Below are 21,303 nucleotides of genomic sequence, written 5' to 3'. Positions count from 1 at the left end.
AAGTCATGAAGGCCCGCCTTATGATATAATCGCATATGGAGGCGCATAAGGGATGCTTTTACTGCTGCGATACGCACTGATTCTTTTTCCCGCCGTCAGCACGGCTTATATGCTGCCGCTCGAACAAAGCGGACAGCTCGCTTTCTACACGCTGGTCCTGCTTGCCGTTGCGGAAATAAGCCGCACGTGGCTGCCCGGACGGGCGCAGAACCTGGCGGCTGCGGCCGAAATGCTGTTCGTCACCTGGCTCAGCCTGCAAACGGAAGGAATGATGTTCGCCTGCCATTACTCCACGTTGACGGCTTATATGCTGAAGGAGCGCTCGGGACTCCGCTGGTTTTTGCTGGCGCTGCAGGCTATGCTGTTGAACGTTTCGCTAAACGCCCATCCCGACATGGAGCTGAAGCTTACGGCCAATCTGCTGCTTGCCACCGGCGCGCTGCTGCTGTACGGCTGGGCGGAAACCGGCGACCGGAAGCGGGAGCTGGAGCAGGTGTACGACGAATTGCGAAGCAAAGCCTACGAGCTGGACGCCGCCCGGCGAAGGCTTGTCGAATACGCGGGCAAGGTGGAGCAACTGGCGCAGACGGAGGAGCGGACCCGCATCTCGCACGAAATTCACGACGATCTCGGACATAAGCTGATCCGGCTGAAAATGATGCTGGAAGCGATCATCCGGATTTCGCCCGGGCAGCCGGAGAAAGGCATGGAGATGACCCGGATCGTCCGGGATCAGCTGACGGAAGCGATGGAGACGCTGCGGCGGACGGTCCGGCGGATGAAGCCGCCGGCGGAGGAGGGTCAGAGCTTCTCGCTCAAGCGGCTGATCGAGGACTTCGCAGCCGATCCTCAGGTTCAAATTCGCTGCGAAATCGCCGGGATGCCGCGCCCGCTCTATCCGAGTCTTGAAATCGTGCTTTACCGGAATGCTCAAGAAGCCGTGACCAACGCCCTTCGTCACGGGCAGGCTACCGAAGTGCTTATCGAGATGAGCTTCGAGGAGTCCAATGTAGCCATGACCGTTTCCAATAACGGGACGCTGCCGGATTCGGCCGCTATGGACAGGGGACTCGGGCTCAGCGGTATGGAGGAACGGACGCGGCTGGTAGGCGGTGAGCTCCGCATCCACACCGACGGCCGGTTCGCCGTCACGACCCTCGTGCCGACGCCCTGCGCGCAATAAGAGGCACCGACGAAAGATTCCAACCACGAGGAGGCGGGTAATGCTGCCATGATTCGAGTATTGATTGTTGACGACGACCCGTTTATCCGCGAAAGCATGAAAATGATTTTGGAGCTGGACCCGGAATTACGCGTAGTCGGAGCATGCGGCGACGGAAACGAAGCCCACCGCTTTTTTACCGACGGACAAACCGCGGATGTCGTGCTGATGGATATTCGCATGCCGAATTGCTCCGGGGTCGAAGGCACGCTGAACATCAAGCGAACGTCGCCCGATACCCGCGTGCTCATTCTGACGACCTTCGACGACGACGAGTATATCGTCGAGGCGCTGCGCAACGGCGCAAGCGGCTATCTGCTCAAGAATATCCCGCCGGACCGGATCGTGCAAGGCATTAAAACGGTTCACCAAGGCAACTGGCTCATCCACCCGGATATTGCCCGCAAGCTGACCGGCTGGATACAACCCCAGTCTTCCGTACAACCGGAGGCGGCTTTGGAACAAGTGACGCAGAGCCGCAAGGACCCTTTTGCCAGATTCGAATCGTACGGCCTCACCCCCACGGAGAAGCAGGTGGTCGATAAAATCGCGCAAGGGCTGTCCAATAAAGAAATCGCCCAGGAATTGTTCCTGAGCGAAGGGACGATCAAAAATTACATATCGGAGATTTTGAGCAAGCTCGGTCTGAGAGACCGGACGCAAATTGCCATTCTCTATTGGAAACACGAAGATTAACGAGTACCCCGTTTGTTGGCTTCCTCCTGCAAATCTATGCGGTCGACCATGTTGACGATGTAGCTGAGCTCGGAGGAAGCGTTGTTTTTAGTCAGCTTCACACGCCCCAGCATAAAACGTTTGACCACGCCTCCGTTCGGCGGTGGAGGGCTGTTCGGAGCAACAGGCAGTTGCACGGTTTCGTGGAACAAGTAATCGTACTCATCCTCTTCCTCGCGCTTGTCGATAATGACCGCTTTTTGGTAAAACACCATTTCCCCATACTTGAGCATCTGCGAATTTTTGATGTACGTCCGCAGCGCATCGATCTTTTTCGGGCTGACTTCCCCGTTGATGATGTAATTGTCGCCATTGGTGGAATACACCTGCTCCGGGTTCTGCCGCCAGCGCTTCTTCAGCTCCTGCTCGTTGACATACACCACGCCGGTCAGGCGCTCTCGTGCTTTCTTCAAGCCGCTCGTATCGATGCCCATCCGTTTGACGTCGGTTTCCCGGTAATACGGGACGTAGGCGGACATGTTCTTCTTGTTGTACGTCAGAAGCATCGGATACTCGGCCCCAAGGTATTTGAGCGTAATCGAGTACGGGTCGGACAGCTCGATCGATTCGTATTCCTGGTTCGAATCCTCCGTCTTCTGCTCGGGATTGATCCGGCTGTTGATGTAGATCGTCTTCGTATCTTCTCTCCAGAGCAGGTTGGCGCCAAGCAGCCGGGTCAGATCGGCCAGCGGCAGGTAGCTCTTGTCCTTGTAAACCAGCGGCGCTTCCGACAGCTTGACGGACTCCCCGTCCAGCACGAGGTTGAAATCGGGACGCAAGTAGGCGTCGACCCGCTGCAAAACGTCCTCGGCGTAAACGCCGGCGGCGAACGCTCCGCTAATGATCGCGGCAAGAACCGCGACTCGCTTCATTCGCTTCATTCACACCCATACCTTTCTATTAAATAGGAAAAATGTGGTCTTCCTCTACCATTCGACAAAAGACCGCGAAATCCTGCAAAATTTGTAGTTGACAATACACCTAATTCCTATAAAATAAGTTGGTATAGTTGATTATGCATTTTCTCATGTCTCTTCGAGGAGAGTGAAATCATTGATTGAAATCCAAGACGTCAGCAAGACATTCCATCAGCGTACCGGCGGCAGCTTTACCGCCATTGATAACGTTTCCCTCACGATCCGCAAGGGCGAATTCGTCTCGCTGCTCGGCCCGTCGGGATGCGGCAAATCCACGCTGCTCAATCTGGTCGCCGGTCTGGAGCAAGCCGAGCAAGGAACCATTACGGTGAACGGCAAGCCATGCAGCGCGCCCGGACCCGACCGCGTCGTCGTCTTTCAGGAGCATGCCTTGTTTCCTTGGCTGACGGTGCTGGATAACGTTGCGTTCGGCCTGAAGCAAAAAGGCATCGGCAAGAAGGAACGCGAAGCCATGGCGATGGAGCAGATCAAAGCGGTGCATTTGAGCAAATTCGCGGACCGTTACCCGCACGAGCTGTCGGGCGGGATGAAACAGCGTGCAGCCATTGCCCGGGCGCTGGCGATGGACCCGGAAATTTTGCTGATGGATGAGCCTTTTGCGGCACTGGACGAACAGACCCGGCTCATTTTGCACAAGGAGCTTGAAGAAATTTGGATGCGGACGCGCAAAACGATCCTGTTCATTACGCATAACATCCGTGAAGCCGTCATCTTGTCGGACCGCGTGCTGGTCATGTCGACCCGGCCCGGGAAGATCAAGAAGGAATTCGCCGTTCAGGCGGCGCGTCCGCGCGATTACGCCGACTCCGTCCTGCATCACGTGGAAGCCAGCATTATGGATGCGCTGGCCGACGAGCTGGAAAAAGTGGTAAAGGAGGAGATGGGCGATGAGTACAGCATTAAGAAGGGGCCTCTTCCTGGTTCTGCTCTTGATAGCGTGGGAAGCGGGATTTAGAATATTCGACTGGGGCTGGAAGTTCCCTTCCGTCACCCAGACGTTTCAAGCGTTCTACGACGGATTCGTCCACGGACAGCTGCTTGAAGCGACGTTTCAAAGCCTGACGCGGCTTCTGCTCGCTTTTGCCATCTCGATCCTGGTCGGCACGGTGCTCGGCTTCCTGTTCGCCCGGTACCGCTTAATCGACGACACGATCGGCTTTCTGGTTGTCGCGCTGCAGACGATTCCGAGTATCGCTTGGCTGCCTTTTGCCATCATCTGGTTCGGTATGAACGATTTCTCGGTCATCTTCATCACCACGCTGGGCGCCACATGGACGATGGCGATGGCCAGCCGGACGGGGATCAAAAACATCCCTTCCATTTATATCAAAGCGGCGCAAACGATGGGAACCGGCGACGGCATGCGCATGTTTTACCAAATCATGGTCCCCGCCGCGTTCCCTCACATGATTACCGGCGTTCGCGTCGCCTGGGCTTTTGCCTGGCGGGCGCTTGTCGCGGGCGAGCTGATCGCCAAAGGCGTCGGCCTCGGACAGCTGCTGCAGGACGGCCGCAATCTGGCGGATACGGCGCTCATGCTCTGCATCGTGATCATCATCGCCGTGCTCGGCACGGTGTCCGACCATTTTTGCTTCAAGCGGCTTGAGGATAAACTGTTACTTCGCTACGGTCTAATCAGCGGCAAAAAATAACCAATCGGGGGCAGCACGGTCGAAAGGCTTGTGCTAAACAAAGGAGAGAAACGGAACTATGAAAAAGTGGTCTGCACTATTGGCGGTCGTTCTGACCGCATCGCTTGCACTTTCCGCCTGCGGAAGCAAATCGGAAGCACCGAAAGACGGAGCCGCCGGAGCGAACAAACCGGCCGCGGCGAAAACGGTACGGCTCGGCATCTTCAAGAACGTTACCCATGCGCCAGGCTATGTCGCCCTGGAGCAGGGCTTGTTCAAGAAATATTGGGGCGAGAACGTCAAGATCGAGGTGACGCCGTTCGACAACGGGTCCGACTTCTCCACCGCGCTGGCTACGGATCAGATCGACCTCGGCTTCGTCGGTCCCGGACCTTCGACGAACCAGTTCCTGAAAAGCAAAAACTTCCGTGTCATTTCCGGTTCGAATAATGGAGGCGCAGTACTTGTAGCCGGCAAAGATTCCGGCATCAACAGCGTCAAGGATTTGGTCGGCAAAACCGTCGCCATCCCGACGAAAGGCAGCACGAACGAAATTTCGCTCCGCCTGCTGCTGAAGCAGAACAATCTGAACGTGACGACCGACAAGAGCGGTGTACAGCTGATTGCTCGGGCTCCGGCGGATACGCTCGTGGCGATGCGCCAGAAAGAAATCGACGCGACGCTCATTCCCGAGCCGTGGGCCACGCAGATGGAACAGGAAGGCATCGGCAAAGTGATCGTGCCATGGGATCAAATTCCGCCGAACAACGGGAACTATCCTCTCACGATTCTCGTTGCCAGCGACAAGTTCCTGAAAGATAACCGCGAGCTGGCGAAGGGAGCCATTCAAGCCAATGCGGACGCGATTGATTTTATCAAGAAAAATCCGGACAAAGCGTATGAACTGATCAACAACCAATTAAAGGCGCTCAGCGGAAAAGGAATGGATGTCGCTTTGATTAAAGCGGCGATCTCCCACTTGAATCTGACGACGGACGTCAGCAAGGAAGCGATCGAAGAAATGGCCCGCGTCTCCATCGAGGCCGGCTACATCAAGGACGTGAAGAAAGAGGAGCTGGACCTGAGCAAATTCCTCGACCTCTCGCTCTTGAACGAAGTGAAGCAGGGCAAGTAGAACGCATCGTATAAAAAAACAGGCAGGAGCCGTTATCGGCCTCTGCCTGTTTTGCATTCGACTGCATGAATTAGTTCCGTCCAAGGGAAGGGATACCTTACCGCTATCCGTACAGCTTCGCGTAATAGCCGCCGCGGTCAAGCAATTGTTGATGGGCGCCCTGCTCTACCACGCTGCCCTGGTTCATCACCACAATGAAATCGGCCTTCTCCACCGTGCTTAAACGATGGGCGATCATAATCGTTGTGCGCCCTTTCATCAAGCGGTTCAGCGCCTCCTGCACCCAATATTCCGATTCGGTATCGAGCGCGGAGGTAGCCTCATCCAGCAGCAGGATCGGCGCATTTTTCAGGATGGCTCTCGCAATCGCAATGCGCTGTCTTTGCCCGCCCGATAGCGACGCCCCCCGCTCCCCTACTTGCGTCTGGTACTGCTCGGGCAGTTCCTGAATAAAATGGTGGGCATAGGCGGCCTTGGCGGCTTCAATCACCTCTTCTGCCGTCGCCTGCGGATTCCCGTAACGAATATTGTCCTCGATCGTCCCGCTAAATAAAAAGGCGTCCTGTGGCACGTAGGCGATTTGCCCGCGAATCTCCTCCAAGGTGTAGTGACCGAACGGCTTGCCCTGCAGCATAATTTCTCCGCGTTCGACCGGATAAAAGCCCAGCAGCAATTTGATCAGCGTGCTCTTGCCGCTGCCGCTTGCCCCGACGATTGCCGCGACTTGGCCCGGATACACCTGCATGGACATTTCGCGCAGCACCTTTTTATCCGCTTGATAGGAAAATTCGACGTCGCAGAATTCCACCATAGCGGGCGATACGGCGTCCTTCCCGCTGAGGCCGATTCGCTCGGGCTCTTCCTGCTCCTCCAGAACCTCTTTAATGCGAAGAGCGCCGGCGAGCGAATTTTGCGCCTGTGACAAAAAGGTGCCGAAATTCAAAATCGCGTGCGTCAAACTGATCTGAAGAACCGCCAACGCCACCACTGTCCCCATGGCGATAAGGCCATGGGCATACAGCAATCCGCCTACGACAATCATTCCGCAGAACGTAACGTAGCTGACAAAATGATTGACCGCAGCCAGCATCCCGTTTTTAGTGGCGGTTTGCTCGGCTACCCTTGTTGCCTGCTCGTTCAGGTCGCGGTACTGGGCAAAAATCGGACGAATATGGAACAATTTAACAAGCTGAATCCCCCCGATAAAATCGGAAAACTTCTCCGTCATCTTGCCCAGCAGGGTAAGCGACTGCTCGTACAGCGTTCGGATTTGCCGGACGAACCGGATGCTGATTGCAAAGGAAATGAGCAGCACCACGAACGAAGCGCTCGCCAATTGCCAATGCATGACGAACATCGTCAATACGGCTCCTATACTGAGCGTGAGCTGCAGCAGAATCGCGAAAAACACGCTCGTGTACGTCATTTCCAGGGTCGACACATCGTTAGTCATTCTCGAAACCAGATCCCCGTTATGGGTCTGCTCCAGATATCCGACACGCAGCCGGCACAGCTTGCGGTATATACGCTCCCGGATATCAACCATCGTATACTCCACGCTGCGCTGATACATATAGGTGAACCCGGGAGCGATCAGGTTGACGATCAGCAGCGAGCCTCCCAAGATGTAAAAGGCTTGATACATCAGAGAGGAATCCTGGGTCTGGGCAAAATTGACCAAACGCTGGATCACCAGGCTGAACGCGACGAAGAACAAGGTGTGAACGATCGTGCTGACGGTGAGCCCCACGAAATATTGGACCCTGCGCCGCGGATTCATAAAGCTCATCATGTAGCCGAGCTCTTTCATATAAGTGAGCATGACGCCGCCATTCACGTATAAGCCACCTCCTTGCTCTTGCCGGTATCTGTTGTAAACTCCTGATGGTACGATTGGGCGTACAGCCCTTTCTTGGCCAGCAGCTGAGCATGACTCCCCGCTTCGGCAATCGTCCCGCGGTCCATGACCCAGATTTCGTCCGCATTCTCAATAGTCGTCAGCCGATGGGCAATCACGATGGTCGTCCTTTCTTTCATCAAAACGCTCAGCGCTTCCTGGACGAACATTTCCGACTCCGTGTCCAAAGCAGAGGTCGGCTCGTCCAGCAGCAGGATGGGCGCATCCTTCAGAAAGGCGCGAGCAATGGCAATACGCTGGCGCTGGCCGCCGGACAGAAATCCGCCTCGCTCGCCCACCTCGGTTTGGTAGCCTTCCGGAAGCTCCATAATAAAAGAGTGTGCGTTCGCCAGCTTGGCCGCTTCGATCACCTCATCCATCGAAGCGTTCGCCCGGCCGTAGGCGATATTCTCGGCGACGGTGCCGCCGAACAAATACGAATCCTGCGTCATCACCGAAAAATGGGAGCGCAGATCGTTTAAATTGCTGTTCATGATCGGCTGACCGAATACTTTAATCGTCCCTTGGCCCTCCTGCAAGGCGTAAAAGCCGCACAAGAGCTTAAATACGGTGCTTTTCCCCCCGCCGCTCGCCCCCACCAAAGCGATCGTCTTCCCTTTCGGCACCGTGAAGCTCAGCTTCTGAAGGATTGGGGAAGCCGGCTCGTAAGCGAAGCTGACGTTATCGAACTCGATCGGCGGAAGTTCCGTTCTTTCAATGGCATGCCCCTCCTGGTTTTCGACGGGCTGATTCCCGATGTCCACCACTCTTTTTAACGCTCCGCTCATTTCAAATGTATTCGTAATGAGCGCCGGGATGTGGTCAAGCGGGTCCAGACACAAATTCAGCAGGTATAGAAAAGCAACCAGCTCTCCCGTGCTGAACAAGCCTTTGGAAATTAAATAGCTTCCGTAGACCACCGAGAAGACGATCGGACTGATCATCAGCGTAAACAGAACGGGGGTAATCCAAGCCTCCCTTTTTTTCAGGGCTAATTTTTTTTGCAGCGTCAGCTGAAGCAGAGATTGATATGAACGGAACATAATTCCGGATAGCAAATAGCTTTTAACGATCGGCATGCCGCCCAGCGTATCCTGCAGATTGGAGTTCATCCGCCCCATATTTTCCTGGGCTTCTTCCGTGAGCTGGCGCAATTGGTTTCCTATCCACTGGGAAGCCAGCAAGGAAAAGGGAAGCAGCAGCAAGCTGAACACCACGAGCTGCCATTGAATCCAGATCAGGCAGACAAAGCAGCCGATGAACAGCAGCGGGTGATAAAACCATTGGGCCAAGTCCCGGGTCAAAAATTGCTGGATTAGCCGCAAATCGCTGCTAAGCCTCGAAAGAACATCGCCGGAGTGCAGTTTTTCCAGATAGTGAACAGGTAATTTTCCTATATGGTTCATCAGATGGTTGCGGATATCTCTCACGATCAGGGCGCTGCTTTTTTCCACGCCGTAGACCATAAAATATTTAGCAGGGACACCGATCAGGATAATCGTAAACACCGCATAAACGATTTGGATTACCGATTGCGCCGCCCCTTTCTCCGCACTGGTCGTCAGCTGCTGGGTCAAACTGCCCGTCCACACCTCGATGATGGCCGCCGCCATGGCCGCGATGATGCCGACGAGCACCCATCCTCTGTAAGGCTTCGTGAATTTCCACATCCAGGAGACGGCCTTCCATAAGGTCAACCTGGATTTACGTTCTTGTGCCACCCACTTGTCCCCTTTCAAGGCTGGCCAAAAGGCTGCTCCGTTTTAGAGCAACACCTTTTGGACTTCGCCCGTCGGTCCGGCAATTTGGCGGACGATCTGTTGAATTGTTTGTGCGTTCACGGCAATGGACTCGGGATGAAGCACTTTGGCATGAACCCCGGCAAGCCGGTACTCTGAATAGCTTTGGCGGGTAGCGGTGTTCCATGTCGGCACATGGTGGTCCCGGATAAGGGCTTCGGTTTCTTCCGTATACAGCCCGTGAATGTTCGCTTCCACCATGCCCGTATTAACCAACTGATCGCCATAAGTCAAATAGGCTCTCACTTTTTGTTGAACCCGGTCGCGGATAAGCGGGTTTCTCGTCGCCCCTTCTTTCATGCCTTCGACCAGATCGAGAATTTCAACAATATCGTCTTCCAATTCTTCGTCCGGCATGGCGTCGGTGACGAGCTGTCTGATCAAGGAATCGACCATGATCATATCCGAGACACGGCAGCCTCTTTTTTCCAGAGCTTTGGCTACTTCAAACATCAGGTTGCCGCCTACGGAATAGCCGAGCAATACGTAAGGCGACTGACCCTGAACGCGAATCGCCTCGTCAGCATACCGCTCCACCATATCGCCGTAATCTTCAATTTCGTCGATGAAGTCTATGGCGTACAATGCGCAGTAGCCTTCCAGCGCCTTCGCCAATTCCAGATAGCTGAAGCCGTAGCCGCTTCCCGGCGGGAAGCAGAATACGTTCACCGGTCCGTCGCTATTTAGCTTCACGAAATGGCAGCTGTCTCCGTCGGACCCGGATTCCCAGATCTCGTACGCCATCGATTCCACGGAAGGGTTTTGAAACACTTTGTGAATGGGAAGCTCGGTCCCCGTTTCGGCATATACGCGCTGAACGAGCTGCATCAGGTTCAAGGAATGTCCGCCGAGGGCAAAGAAATTATCCTTCACGCCAACCTTCTCCAGCCCGAGCACCTCTTGCCAAATTTGAGCGAGCTGCGCCTCCTGCTCCGTCCGCGGCGCCACATATTCCAATCCGGTCTGCAGCTTTCCTTCCATGGCAATCAGCGCCTTGCGGTCGATCTTGCCGTTGGGGGTTAGCGGCATCCGCTCAACCTGCGCAAAGTACGACGGAATCATATAGGCCGGCATGCCTTGCGCCAGCGTTCCCCGCAGCTCGCTGACCGTTAACGGCCGGTTCGCCACGAAGTAGGCATACAATTGCTTGCCGCCGCTTTCGCTGTCCCGCGCGATGACGATAGCCTCCTGGATCCCCTCTACTTTCAGCAGCCGTGCTTCCACTTCGCCAAGCTCAATACGGTAGCCGCGGATTTTCACCTGGTGATCCATGCGGCCCAGGTATTCGATATTGCCGTCCGGCAGCCAGCGGGCCAAGTCGCCCGTACGGTACATCCGCTCCTCTGCCGATGCCCCGAACGGATTCTTTACAAACTTCTCCGCCGTCAGTTCCGGACGGTTCAAGTAGCCTCGGGCGACGCCAACGCCCGCGATGCACAGCTCTCCGGCCACGCCGATCGGCTGCAATTGACCCGTTCCTTCCTTAATGATGTACAGCTGTGTATTGTCAATCGGTTTGCCGATTGGAATGATCGGATATTCCCCGTCCGGCTCGCAATCGAAATACGACACGTCTACCGTCGCCTCCGTCGGCCCGTATAGGTTGATCAGCTTCGCCCCGTTTACGGCCGAAATCGCCTTCTGGAACCGGGCGACATGCTGCGGAGGCAGCGCTTCGCCGCTCGCAAACACCTGGCGCAGCGACCTCAGCTTGTCCAGGACCGCTGCGGCCGGCAGCGACTCGACGTATTCCAGGAAAACGTGAAGCATCGCCGGCACGAAATGCATGGTGGTGATGCCATAGCGCGCGATCGTCTCTACGATGCGCTCTGGATTTTTTTCTCCGCCTACCGACAGCATGCACACCTTCGAGCCGACCATGGACCACCAGAACAGCTCCCACACCGAGACGTCAAAGGTGAAGGCGGTTTTTTGCAGGATCGTATCCGCCGGACCGATCGGATATCGCTTATGCATCCACAGAATCCGGTTAACGACGGAATGATGCTCGACCATAACCCCTTTCGGCTTGCCCGTCGAACCCGACGTGTAGATCACATACGCCATATGGCGCGGGCCGGAAACCGGCTCCGGATTCGAGCCGTCCGGGTGGTAAGCCGCAGCGTCCTCCAGCTCCAAAATGTCTCCGTCAAAGGCCGCTTTTTCCCGCAAATGACGCTGAAGCAGCAGGACCTGCGCTCCCGAATCCTCCAGCATGTAACGAATCCGCTCCTCGGGGTATTCCGGGTCAATCGGCACATAGGCTCCTCCAGCCTTCAAAATCGCCATAATGCCGACGACCATTTCAAGCGAACGCTCGGCCATAATCCCCACCAGCCGATCCGCTTGAACCCCTTTCGCCCGCAGCGTTCGCGCCAAGCGGTTCGCCCGTTCGTTTAATTCCCCGTACGTCAGCCGCTCATTTTCAAAAAGAACCGCCACGGCTTCCGGGTCCCGCTCCACCTGCTCCTCGAGCAGTCCGTAAAGCGTCTTCTCCCGGGGATAATCCGCCGCCGTATCGTTGAATTCATGGAGAAGCTGCTGTTTCTCGGAGTCGGACAAAAGCTCCACCTTGCCAAGCTCAAGCTCCGGTTGAAACAAAATAACCGAAGACAAACGAAAGAGATGGCCGATCATTCGGTCCATCAAGGCTGGATCGTAGCGGTGTGAGTCGTAGCCTAGGCTTAACGTGATCACGCCGTTTTCGACATGAAACCGGAACACGGTATCAGCCGATACGCTTTGCTCGTAAGCCGCGGTATGAATGTTACTCAACGAAACGACCGTATTGATCACGGGAACGCCATGAGCAGTATATTGCAGATTCAATTGGCCGACCATTTTTCTAAACGGAAGATTCTGGTGCGCGACGGCTTCGCTGATCGACGTTTTGATCTGGCCCAGCAGCGATTTCAATGTACTGCCGGCGCTCACGCTATTTTTAAGAATCAGCACTTCATGGACAGGCGGATTGTCCTTATCAAGCGATGCAATGGCGGGCATGCCGACCAAAATATTTTCCCGGTTCACGTAAAGTTGCAGAATGCCTTTGACCACGGCCAGCAAAATCATATACACAGCCATGTCCGACCCGTTGCCAAGGGCCAGAATTCTTGCCGAAAGCTCCGGCGGCAGCGGCCGTTCGATGACACTCAGCTTGGCTGCAAGATCCGATCGAACAACTTTATTGGCGGAAATGCTAAAGGGCAGGCAGCATAGGCTGTCTTCGGCATCAAATTTCTCGGTCCAATAAGCCTCTTCCTTCTCAAATACCGATTTCATTCGTAGACCTCCCCTAAAATGATGTAACAAAACACCCGGAGTGTGTGTCCAAAAACGCAGACACACACTCTGTCAGGTGCTAACGAATTATGGTTTGGCCAACCGCTAGAATGCGAACTCAATGCTGCTTAACGAATCGTTGCTGTCGTTTTCAGGCTCGTTCAATTGGATCTGGCTTAACCGGATATCAGGGTTTCCGCAGATTTGTTCCAGCACAGCCAGCAAATCCTTCGACATTTTGCGAATCATGGTTGCTTTGAACAATTTGGCGGCATACTGGAAGCTTCCGCGGATTGCGCCGTCGTCTTCGGCCACCGACAGAGTCAGGTCGAACTGCACGGCAACCGTCTGATCGAAGACAAACGGAGTCAGGCTGAACGCATCCGCTTCAATTCCGCGATCCTCGGTATTTTGCAAGACGAACATCGTATCGAACACCGGATTGCGGCTCGCATCCCGCTTCACATTCAATCGTTCGACAAGCTCTTCGAATGGATAATCCTGATGCTCGAAGGCTCCCAGCGTCGTCTCTTTGACCTCTTCCAGATAGGAGAGGAACGTTTTGTCGCCCGCCGGATAATTGCGGATTGCCAGCGTGTTGACAAACATCCCGATGACCGGCTCGACATCCGCGTGCGTTCTTCCGGCAACCGGCGTTCCGACGATAATGTCTTCCTGCCCGCTGTACTTGGACAGCAGTACCGTGTATGCGGACAGCAGAACCATATACAGCGTGCTTTCGTGTCGGCCCGCCAGTTCGTTCAGCCGCTGCGTAAGAGCTTCGTCCGCTTCAAACTCAAGCTCCGCCCCTTCGAAGCTTCGGGTGGAAGTTCTTTCATAGTCGGTCGGCAGCTCGATGACCGGCAGTTCGCCCGCCAGCGTTTGCAGCCAGTAGCCTTCCTGCTGCTTCACCCGCTTGGCATAGGTTTCGGACCGCTGCCATGCCGCGTAATCCTTGTATTGAATCCGCAGAGGCGGCAGTTCCTCGCCCGCATACAGCCTGGAGAATTCTTCCTGCAAAATTCCCACAGAAGCGCCGTCCGAAACGATGTGATGCATATCGAGCATCAAAATATGGCGTTCCGGTTCCACTTCGATCAACCCTACGCGAAGCAAAGGCGGCTTTCTCAAATCAAACGGGCGGACAAAACGCTGTGCAATTTCCACCGCTTCTTCCCGGTCAGCTTTGCTGTATTCCACGGTAAACTCGACCTCGCTGTATACGCGTTGAACAGGTTCGCCGTTCGCCATCTCAAAACCTGTACGCAGCGTCTCATGACGCTCGATCAGTTGGCGGAAGACCGCTTCGAAGCGGTCGCGGTCCAGCGGCCCTTCGATCGTAGCAAAGCCCGGAATGTTGTAGCTTTGCTGCGCTCCTTCCAGCTGATGCAGAATGAAGAGCCGCTTCTGTGCGGAGGAAACCGGGTAGTACTCCCGCTCTCCGATCACCGGAATGGCGCTGTGCTCCTGCTGCTCCAGCCCGTCGATAACCTGGGCCAGCGCTTCAACCGTCGGGAACCGGAAAATATCTCGCAGCGGCAGATTGACATTCAGCTCCTTGTTCACCTTGCTTGACAGCACCGTCGCCCGCAAGGAGTGGCCTCCAAGCTCGAAGAAGTTGTCCTTCACGCTAATCGGCCCGATTCCGAGCACTTCCTGCCAGATGCGCGCCAGCTCGGCTTCCACCGGAGTACGCGGCTCGACGAAGTCGGCGCCCGTCTGCATGCTTCCTTCCGGGGCAGGCAGCGCGTTGCGGTCGATCTTCCCGTTCGGCGTCAGTGGCATTTGCTCCAGCTGCACGAAGAACGACGGAATCATATAGCCTGGCAGCTCTTGTGATAACGCGCCTCTCAGCTCGCTCACTGTCAGCTCCCGGTCAGCCACGAAGTAGGCGCAAAGCTGCTGCTGCCCATTTGCGTCGCCGCGGGCAATGACAATCGTTTCTTGGACGGAAGCGATTTTCAAAAGCTGCTCCTCGATCTCGCCTAATTCGATCCGGTAGCCGCGGATCTTCACCTGATGGTCGATCCGGCCCAAATACTCGATGTTGCCGTCCGGCAGCCAGCGGGCCAAATCGCCCGTCCGGTACATCCGCTCGCCCGCCAGGAACGGGTTGTCCACAAATTTCTCCGCCGTCAGCTCAGGACGGTTCAAATACCCCCGCGCCAGTCCTGCGCCCGAGATGCACAGCTCTCCGGCCACACCGACCGGCAGCATGTGATTTTGCGAATCCACAATAAAGATTTGATGATTCGCAATCGGACGGCCGATCGGAACCGATCTCAGATCGAAACCGTCCGGGGAAGCCGCCCATACAGACGTCACAATCGAAGCTTCCGTCGGCCCATAGGCGTTGAAATAGCGGACCTTGTCTTTCCACTGCTGAACGAATTCGACCGAAGCGGCGGAGCCTCCCGTAATGAGCTTTTTCAAGCTCGGCAAGCGGTCCGGGCTCAAGTAGATCGCATAGGTCGGCGGCAGGATCGCTGCCGTAATGCCGTTCTCGTTCATGTAGCTTTCGAATAGCGGATAGTCCAGAATTGTATCCTTGGCCGGGATATACAAGGTTGCGCCAAAGAACAACGCTTTGAAAATTTCCCAGCACGAAGCATCGAACGACAAGCTTGCAAATTGGACGACCCGGTCCTCCTCTGTGATCCGCAGCGTTTCCGCAAACATCAGCTTCAAGCTGCACAGCCCGTGATGCTCGACCATGACCCCTTTCGGCTTGCCCGTCGTACCCGACGTATAGATCACGTACGCCAGATGATTCGGCCCGACGACCGGCCCCAGGTTCGAGCCGTCTTCGCCGTAGGCCTGCTCGTCATCCGCTGCGATCGCTTTCCCGTCAAACGATACGCGCTCCCGCAAATGACGCTGCGTCAACAGCACTTGCGCTCCCGAGTCCTCCAGCATGTACCGGATACGGTCCTCCGGATATTCCGGATCAATCGGCACGTAGGCGCCTCCGGCTTTCATGATCGCAAACGCGCCAACGATCATCTCCAGCGACCGCTCGATCATCAATCCGACCGGCTGGTCCGCCTGCACACCCTCCGCTCTCAGCGTCCGCGCCAGCCGGTTGGCCCGCTCGTTCAGCTCCCGGTAGGTCAGCTGCGTATTTTCAAAGACGACCGCCGCTTTATCCGGCACCCGTACCGCCTGCTCCTCGAACAGCCCGTGAATCGTCTGCTCGCGCGCATACTCTGCCGCGGTGTTGTTGAACACGCGGATAATTTCCGCCTTCTCCGCTGCGGTAGCCAGCTCCAAGTCGCCTACGGAAGCGTGCGGGTCGGCCACGATTTGCTCAAGCACATGCAGCAGGTGCCCTTTCAAGCGCTCCATATCGGCCCGTTCGAAGACAATACCGTTGTAATCGAAGCGGACGATAATTTCGTCTCCCGGGAAGACCGTCACGGTGAAGTTATAGTTCGTATGCTCCGCTACATCAACGTCCGTAATCGAGAGCGTACCGCTATCATCGCCGCCGGCCTGCTCCACCTGTTCATCCATCGGGTAGTTTTCGAATACCAGCAGATGGTTGATCAGTTCTTGCTTTTGAGCGCTCTGAGCCTGAATTTCGTACAGCGGATAGAAGTCGTAACGTCCGGATTCCAGCGCCGCTTCCTGCATCCTTCCCATGACGTCGGCAAAGCTTTCCTGCGGCTGGCAGGCAACGCGAACCGGGATCGTGTTGATAAAGAGTCCGATCATTTCTTCGATGCCCGGAATTTCCGCCGGTCGGCCCGAAACGACGCTGCCGTACACCACATCGTCGGTTGCGTTATACTTCTGCAGAATGACGCCCCACGCCGCTTGCATCAGCGTATTCACCGTCACTCCGCACTGCTTCGCGGCCCGGTTCATCCGGTCGCTTAACTCTTTGTTCAGCTCGCAAAGGACATGCTCGGCCGCATAGCCTTCGCTTCGTTTTTGCGCCTTCTCCTGAGGCAGCGCCGTTTGACCTTCGTAGCCCGCCAAGTAGTTCGACCAGTAGGCGGATGCCGCTGCGCTGTCCTGATTTTCCAGCCATTCGATATACTGGCTGTACGCCGGTGCAGCCTTTTGCTCAGGACGATCGCCTTGAACGTAAGCCTCGTACGTTTCAAACAGTTCCTTGACGACCAGAGGCAAGCACCAGCCGTCCATCAGGATGTGGTGGAAGCTCCAAAGTACCCGGTAGCTTGTTTCCTGCGTACGGATGACCACAACGCGCACCAGCGCATCCTGCTCCAGATCAAACCCGCGGGCGATGTCTTCTTGCTCCAGCCTTTCGACGGATGCCTGCCGCTCGTCCGCCGGCAAATGGCTCAGATCTTCATAGACGAATCCGATCCGTTTGTCGCGGTAGACGATTTGCAGAGGCTCTCCTCGCGGCCCGCTGAAGAAGTTCGTGCGCAGGATCGCGTGACGGGCGACCAGATCGTTCCAGCTTCTGGCGAACTGCTCCGCATCCAGGCTTCCTTGCACGGTAAACCGCATTTGCTCGAAATACGCTCCCGCTTCCTTGTCCAAGGTCGTGTGGAACCACATACCCTTTTGCATCGGCGTAAGGGTATAGATGTTCTCGATTTCCCCGACATTGCGCGTTTGTGCGGAAATCTGCTCCAGTTCCTCGACGGTGAGTCCTTTGAGCTGGACATCGCTCGGCGTCAGCTCCGTCCATTCTTTCGCCGCGCAATGCGCGATGATTTCCTGGAGGCTTTCCTGCAGCATACCGGCCAGTTCCTCCACCGTCTCGCGATGGTATTCCTTCCGGCTGTAGCTCAGCTCAAGCGCCAGCGAACCGTCCGTGATCATGCCGTTGATGTCCAGTATGAAGCTGCGGGCTTGCCGATCGCTCATTTCCGAACCGCTGGAGTACGGCGATAATCCGATATCGTTATTGGACAGATCCTGATCGAATTGTCCCAGATAGTTAAAGCTGATCTCCGGCTCCGCTCCCCATACGGTACCGTCCGGCTGTGCGAACAAGTAGCGGCAGAGGCCGTACCCGATTCCCTTGTTTGGAATTCGGCGCAGATCCTCTTTCACTTTTTTGATTCGGGTGGACAAGCTCCTGCCCGGCTCCATCTGGAGCAGCACCGGATACTTGCTTGTAAACCAGCCCACGGTGCGCGTAATATCGATGTCCGTCATGATGGATTCCCGTCCGTGTCCTTCCAGGTTTACCAGCAGACGGTCGAGACCGCTCCATTTTTGAACCGCCATGCCCAGCGCTGTCAACAGAATGTCGTTCATTTCGGTGTTGTACGCGCGGTGGACTTTCTTCAACAGCTGCTCCGTCTCCTTGCGGCTCCATTGAATCGTGATGGATTCGCTGTCCTGCTGCAAGGAACGATCGGATTGCTTATCCTTAGGCAACGGCGCCACGGCGGTTTGGGCAATTTGCTCCCAGTATGCCCGCTCGTTCTCCATCGCCGGACTTTGCGCATACGCTGCAAGCTGCCCGGACCACGTACGGAACGAATCGGTTTTCGCCGGAAGACGAACCTCTTCTCCCTTCGCGGCCTGCTCGTAGCCAAGGGCGACATCCTCCAGCAGGATCCGCCAGGATACGCCGTCGACGACGCCATGGTGAATGACGAGAAGCAGATGATCGCCGTCCGCGCATTGGAACAGCCCCGCTTTAAACAGCGGTCCCGCTTCGAGATTGATGCTGCTCTGGATCTCGTTTGCTTTGGCTTCGACCGCTTGCTCGACAGACTTGACGTCTCTGAAATCGGCCACTTCCAGGCTGTACAGTTCGCCTTCCCCGATGGCCCGGTTCCATGCGGCATAGCCGCTCTCCGACTTACGGAATACGGTACGCAGCGCATCGTGATGCTCTGCAAGCTTCTGCAGCACTTGGCGAAGCGCCGCCTCATCGAAGCGATCCTTCCGATGCAGCATGAAGGCTTGGTTGAAGTGATGCAAATCCGCCAACGACTGCTCGAAGAACCAGCGTTGTATCGGCGTCAGCCCGATCTCACCGGTCACTTCACCCTGATCGATCATTCGGGCCACCGGCTGAATATGCTGACTGAGCTGCGCCAGAGTCGGATATTTGAACAAGTCGCGGATTTCCAGCTTGTACCCGGCTTGGTGCAGACGGGACGATACCTGAATCGATTTGATCGAGTCTCCGCCCAGCTCGAAGAAGTGATCCGTCACCCCGACGCGCTCGGCCCCCAGCACCGCCTGCCATACGGCAGCCAGAGCCTTCTCTTGCTCAGTCCGCGGCGCGACATACTCCGCTCCCACTGGCGCGTTTCCTTGTGGGGCAGGCAGCGCTCTGCGGTCGATCTTCCCGTTCGGCGTCAGCGGCATCCGCTCCAGCGGCACGAAGTGCGACGGGATCATATAGTTCGGCAGCTCCTGCGATAACGCCGCTCTCAGCTCGCCGACCGTCAACTCCCGCTCCGCTACGAAGTAGGCGCACAGCTGCTTTTGTCCGCTTTCGTCTTCGCGCGCGATGACCGTCGCTTCTTTCACGCTCGCGACTTTCAACAGCTGCTCTTCGATCTCGCCAAGTTCGATCCGGTAGCCCCGGATTTTCACCTGCTCGTCGATCCGGCCTTTGTATTCCAGCGTTCCGTCCGGCAGCCATCTTGCCAGGTCTCCCGTCCGGTAGCACCGCTCGCCTGGGAGGAAGGAGCTTTCCACAAATTTTTCCACCGTCAGCTCCGGCCGGTTCAAATAGCCGCGCGCGACGCCGTCGCCACCGACGATCAGCTCGCCCCATACTCCAACAGGCAGCAGGCTCAGCTTGCTGTCGACGATGTACGCCGTAGAGTTGTTGATCGGCTTGCCGATCGGCACTGCTTCCTTCTGCTCGCCGACAATCGTATGCGTCGTGGAGAACGTCGTATTTTCCGTCGGGCCGTATCCGTTGACGATGCTTAGTCCCGCATGCTCGCGCAGCACCCGGTTGATATGCGGTACGGAGAGCACGTCGCCACCGACGATCAAGGTTTTCAGTCCCGCGAACATTCCGCTGTCCTGCTGCGAAAGCTGGTTATACAGCGGCGCCGTCAGCCACATCGTGTTGATGCCGTACTGCTGAATCGCGTTTTTCAAGCTCACAGCATCCAGAATCGTTTCGTTGCGCACCACATACAGTCTTCCGCCGTTCAGCAGCGCGCCCCAGATTTCGAAGGTCGAAGCGTCGAACACAACCGCGCCCGTTTGCAAAATATGCGTCTGTTCATTCAGCTCGACATAATTGGTATTTTTCACCAGCCGCACGACGTTCCGGTGCTCGACCATAACGCCTTTCGGCCTGCCCGTCGTTCCCGACGTGTAGATCACGTAGGTCAAATGTTCCGGACCGTTCACAAGCTCCAGATTGGAGCCGTCCTCGTGATAAGCCCCATCGTCGTTCAAATTCACGAGCTTGTCCGCAAACGACGCGCGGTCCAGTAGATGTCCCTGAACGAGCAGCAGCTTCGCACCCGAGTCCTCCAGCATATACCGGATGCGGTCCTCCGGATAATCCGGATCGATCGGCACATATGCGCCTCCCGCTTTCAGGATCGCAATCATCCCGACAACCATTTCCAGCGAACGCTCCACCATCAAGCCTACCAATTGATCCGGCTGCACACCTGCATTCCGCAGCGTTCTTGCCAACCGGTTCGCCCGCTCGTTCAGTTCGCCGTACGTCAATTGCTTGCCCTCGAATGTAATAGCAAGGTGATTCGGGATTCGCTCCGCCTGTTCCTCGAACAATTGATGAATCGTTTTGTCCGAAGGATACTCGGCCGCCGTAGCATTGAACACGCGTTGAATGTGCTCCTTCTCCTCCGCCGTGATCATCTCCAGCAAGGCAAGCGGCGCTTCTGGAGCCTGCACAATGGCGGCAAGCAATTGCTCGAAATGCTTCGCCATCCGTTCGATCGTTTCCCTTGTGTACAAGGCCGTCGAATATTCCATGCTCAGCTCCAAGCCTTCGCTGCCTTCCGTGACATCCACGCTCAGGTCGAATTTCGCTACGGTATGCTCGGCCGGATACGGAGTTAACCGCAGTCCATCGAGCTGAAGCTCTCCGGTTTCTTTGTTTTGCAGCGCAAACAGCGTATCAAACAGCGGGTTGCGGCTTAAGTCGCGGGCAGGCTGCGCTTTCTCCACCAGCTCTTCGAACGGATAGCTCTGATGCTCGTAGGCTCCCAGCATCGTTTCCTTCACTTCGTCCAGGAACGAACGGAACGTCTTCTTATCGTCCGGGTAGCTGCGGATCGCCAGCGTGTTAACAAACATCCCGATGATCGGCTGCAAATCGCCATGCGTTCTTCCCGCGATCGGCGTGCCGACGACGATGTCTTCCTGACCCGTATATTTTTGCAGCAGCACCTTGTAGGCGGCCAGGAGCACCATATACAGCGTTGCGCCGCTTTCCGCCGCGATCCGCTGCAGGCCATCGCCGAGCTTCGGCTCCAACTGGCGCTGTAGCAGGCTTCCTTCGAACTTCCGCACCGCCGGGCGTGGATAATCTGTCGGCAGTTCAAGTACAGGCAGCTCGCCACGGAATACGTCCAGCCAGTAGGCCTCCTGCCGTTTCATCTGCTCCTGCTGCGCTTCGGACTGCTGCCATGCCGCATAGTCCTTGTACTGGATGCGCAGCGGCGCCAAGCTTTCCCCGTTGTACATGCGGCCGAACTCTTCGGTCAGCACGTCGGTCGAGAC

The 21,303-nt window shown here is 56.2% G+C and carries 10 protein-coding genes; 5 read left to right on the top strand and 5 right to left on the bottom strand.

Features of this window, described 5'->3' with window-relative positions:
• The first annotated feature begins 52 nt into the window (after positions 1 to 52).
• Both PEL01S_RS11385 and PEL01S_RS11380 read left to right on the top strand, forming a co-directional pair.
• Positions 53 to 1,183, top strand: a complete 1,131-nt coding sequence (locus tag PEL01S_RS11385) for a sensor histidine kinase (protein ID WP_127460388.1) — start codon at positions 53 to 55, stop codon at positions 1,181 to 1,183.
• Positions 1,184 to 1,231: 48 nt separating this feature from the next.
• On the top strand, positions 1,232 to 1,918 hold the full coding sequence (locus tag PEL01S_RS11380; RefSeq protein ID WP_127460387.1) for a response regulator transcription factor: 687 nt from the start codon (positions 1,232 to 1,234) through the stop codon (positions 1,916 to 1,918).
• Here the strand turns inward: PEL01S_RS11380 and PEL01S_RS11375 are convergent.
• Positions 1,915 to 2,829 (bottom strand): stalk domain-containing protein, encoded by a 915-nt coding sequence (locus PEL01S_RS11375; RefSeq protein ID WP_231884568.1) that lies wholly within the window; start codon positions 2,827 to 2,829, stop codon positions 1,915 to 1,917. The genes PEL01S_RS11380 and PEL01S_RS11375 overlap by 4 nt on opposite strands.
• A 181-nt stretch (positions 2,830 to 3,010) precedes the next feature.
• Here PEL01S_RS11375 and PEL01S_RS11370 point away from each other — a divergent pair, with 181 nt between their 5' ends.
• From PEL01S_RS11370 to PEL01S_RS11360, 3 genes are read left to right on the top strand one after another with little or no spacing between them, the layout of a single operon-like run.
• The gene (locus PEL01S_RS11370; protein WP_036677598.1) at positions 3,011 to 3,850 is read left to right on the top strand and encodes an ABC transporter ATP-binding protein; all 840 of its coding nucleotides are present in this window, start codon (positions 3,011 to 3,013) and stop codon (positions 3,848 to 3,850) included.
• Positions 3,783 to 4,547 carry an ABC transporter permease gene (locus PEL01S_RS11365; protein ID WP_029191723.1) on the top strand — a complete coding sequence of 255 codons (765 nt, stop codon included), beginning with the start codon at positions 3,783 to 3,785 and terminating at the stop codon, positions 4,545 to 4,547. The genes PEL01S_RS11370 and PEL01S_RS11365 overlap by 68 nt, the downstream gene beginning before the upstream one ends.
• 58 nt (positions 4,548 to 4,605) lie before the next feature.
• Positions 4,606 to 5,661: an ABC transporter substrate-binding protein gene (locus tag PEL01S_RS11360; RefSeq protein ID WP_127460386.1), complete on the top strand. Its 1,056-nt coding sequence runs from the start codon at positions 4,606 to 4,608 to the stop codon at positions 5,659 to 5,661.
• A 103-nt stretch (positions 5,662 to 5,764) separates the two neighbouring features.
• Here PEL01S_RS11360 and PEL01S_RS11355 read toward each other — a convergent pair whose 3' ends face one another.
• The 4 genes from PEL01S_RS11355 to PEL01S_RS11340 all read right to left on the bottom strand — a co-directional run.
• A complete protein-coding gene (locus PEL01S_RS11355; protein WP_127460468.1) occupies positions 5,765 to 7,483 on the bottom strand; it encodes an ABC transporter ATP-binding protein in 1,719 nt (572 codons plus the stop codon).
• An 11-nt stretch (positions 7,484 to 7,494) separates the two neighbouring features.
• Positions 7,495 to 9,228 carry an ABC transporter ATP-binding protein gene (locus PEL01S_RS11350; protein ID WP_204343716.1) on the bottom strand — a complete coding sequence of 578 codons (1,734 nt, stop codon included), beginning with the start codon at positions 9,226 to 9,228 and terminating at the stop codon, positions 7,495 to 7,497.
• A gap of 93 nt (positions 9,229 to 9,321) precedes the next feature.
• Positions 9,322 to 12,639 carry a non-ribosomal peptide synthetase gene (locus tag PEL01S_RS11345; protein WP_127460384.1) on the bottom strand — a complete coding sequence of 1,106 codons (3,318 nt, stop codon included), beginning with the start codon at positions 12,637 to 12,639 and terminating at the stop codon, positions 9,322 to 9,324.
• 105 nt (positions 12,640 to 12,744) lie between these two features.
• The coding region (locus PEL01S_RS11340) for a non-ribosomal peptide synthetase (RefSeq protein ID WP_371860695.1) at positions 12,745 to 21,303 on the bottom strand (8,559 nt) is incomplete at its 5' end.

This window comes from Paenibacillus elgii NBRC 100335 (assembly GCF_004000865.1).
Classification (GTDB): Bacteria; Bacillota; Bacilli; order Paenibacillales; family NBRC-103111; genus Paenibacillus_G; species Paenibacillus_G elgii.
Note: the sequence above shows the minus strand (reverse complement) of the source record. Positions and strands in the feature narration are given on the sequence as shown.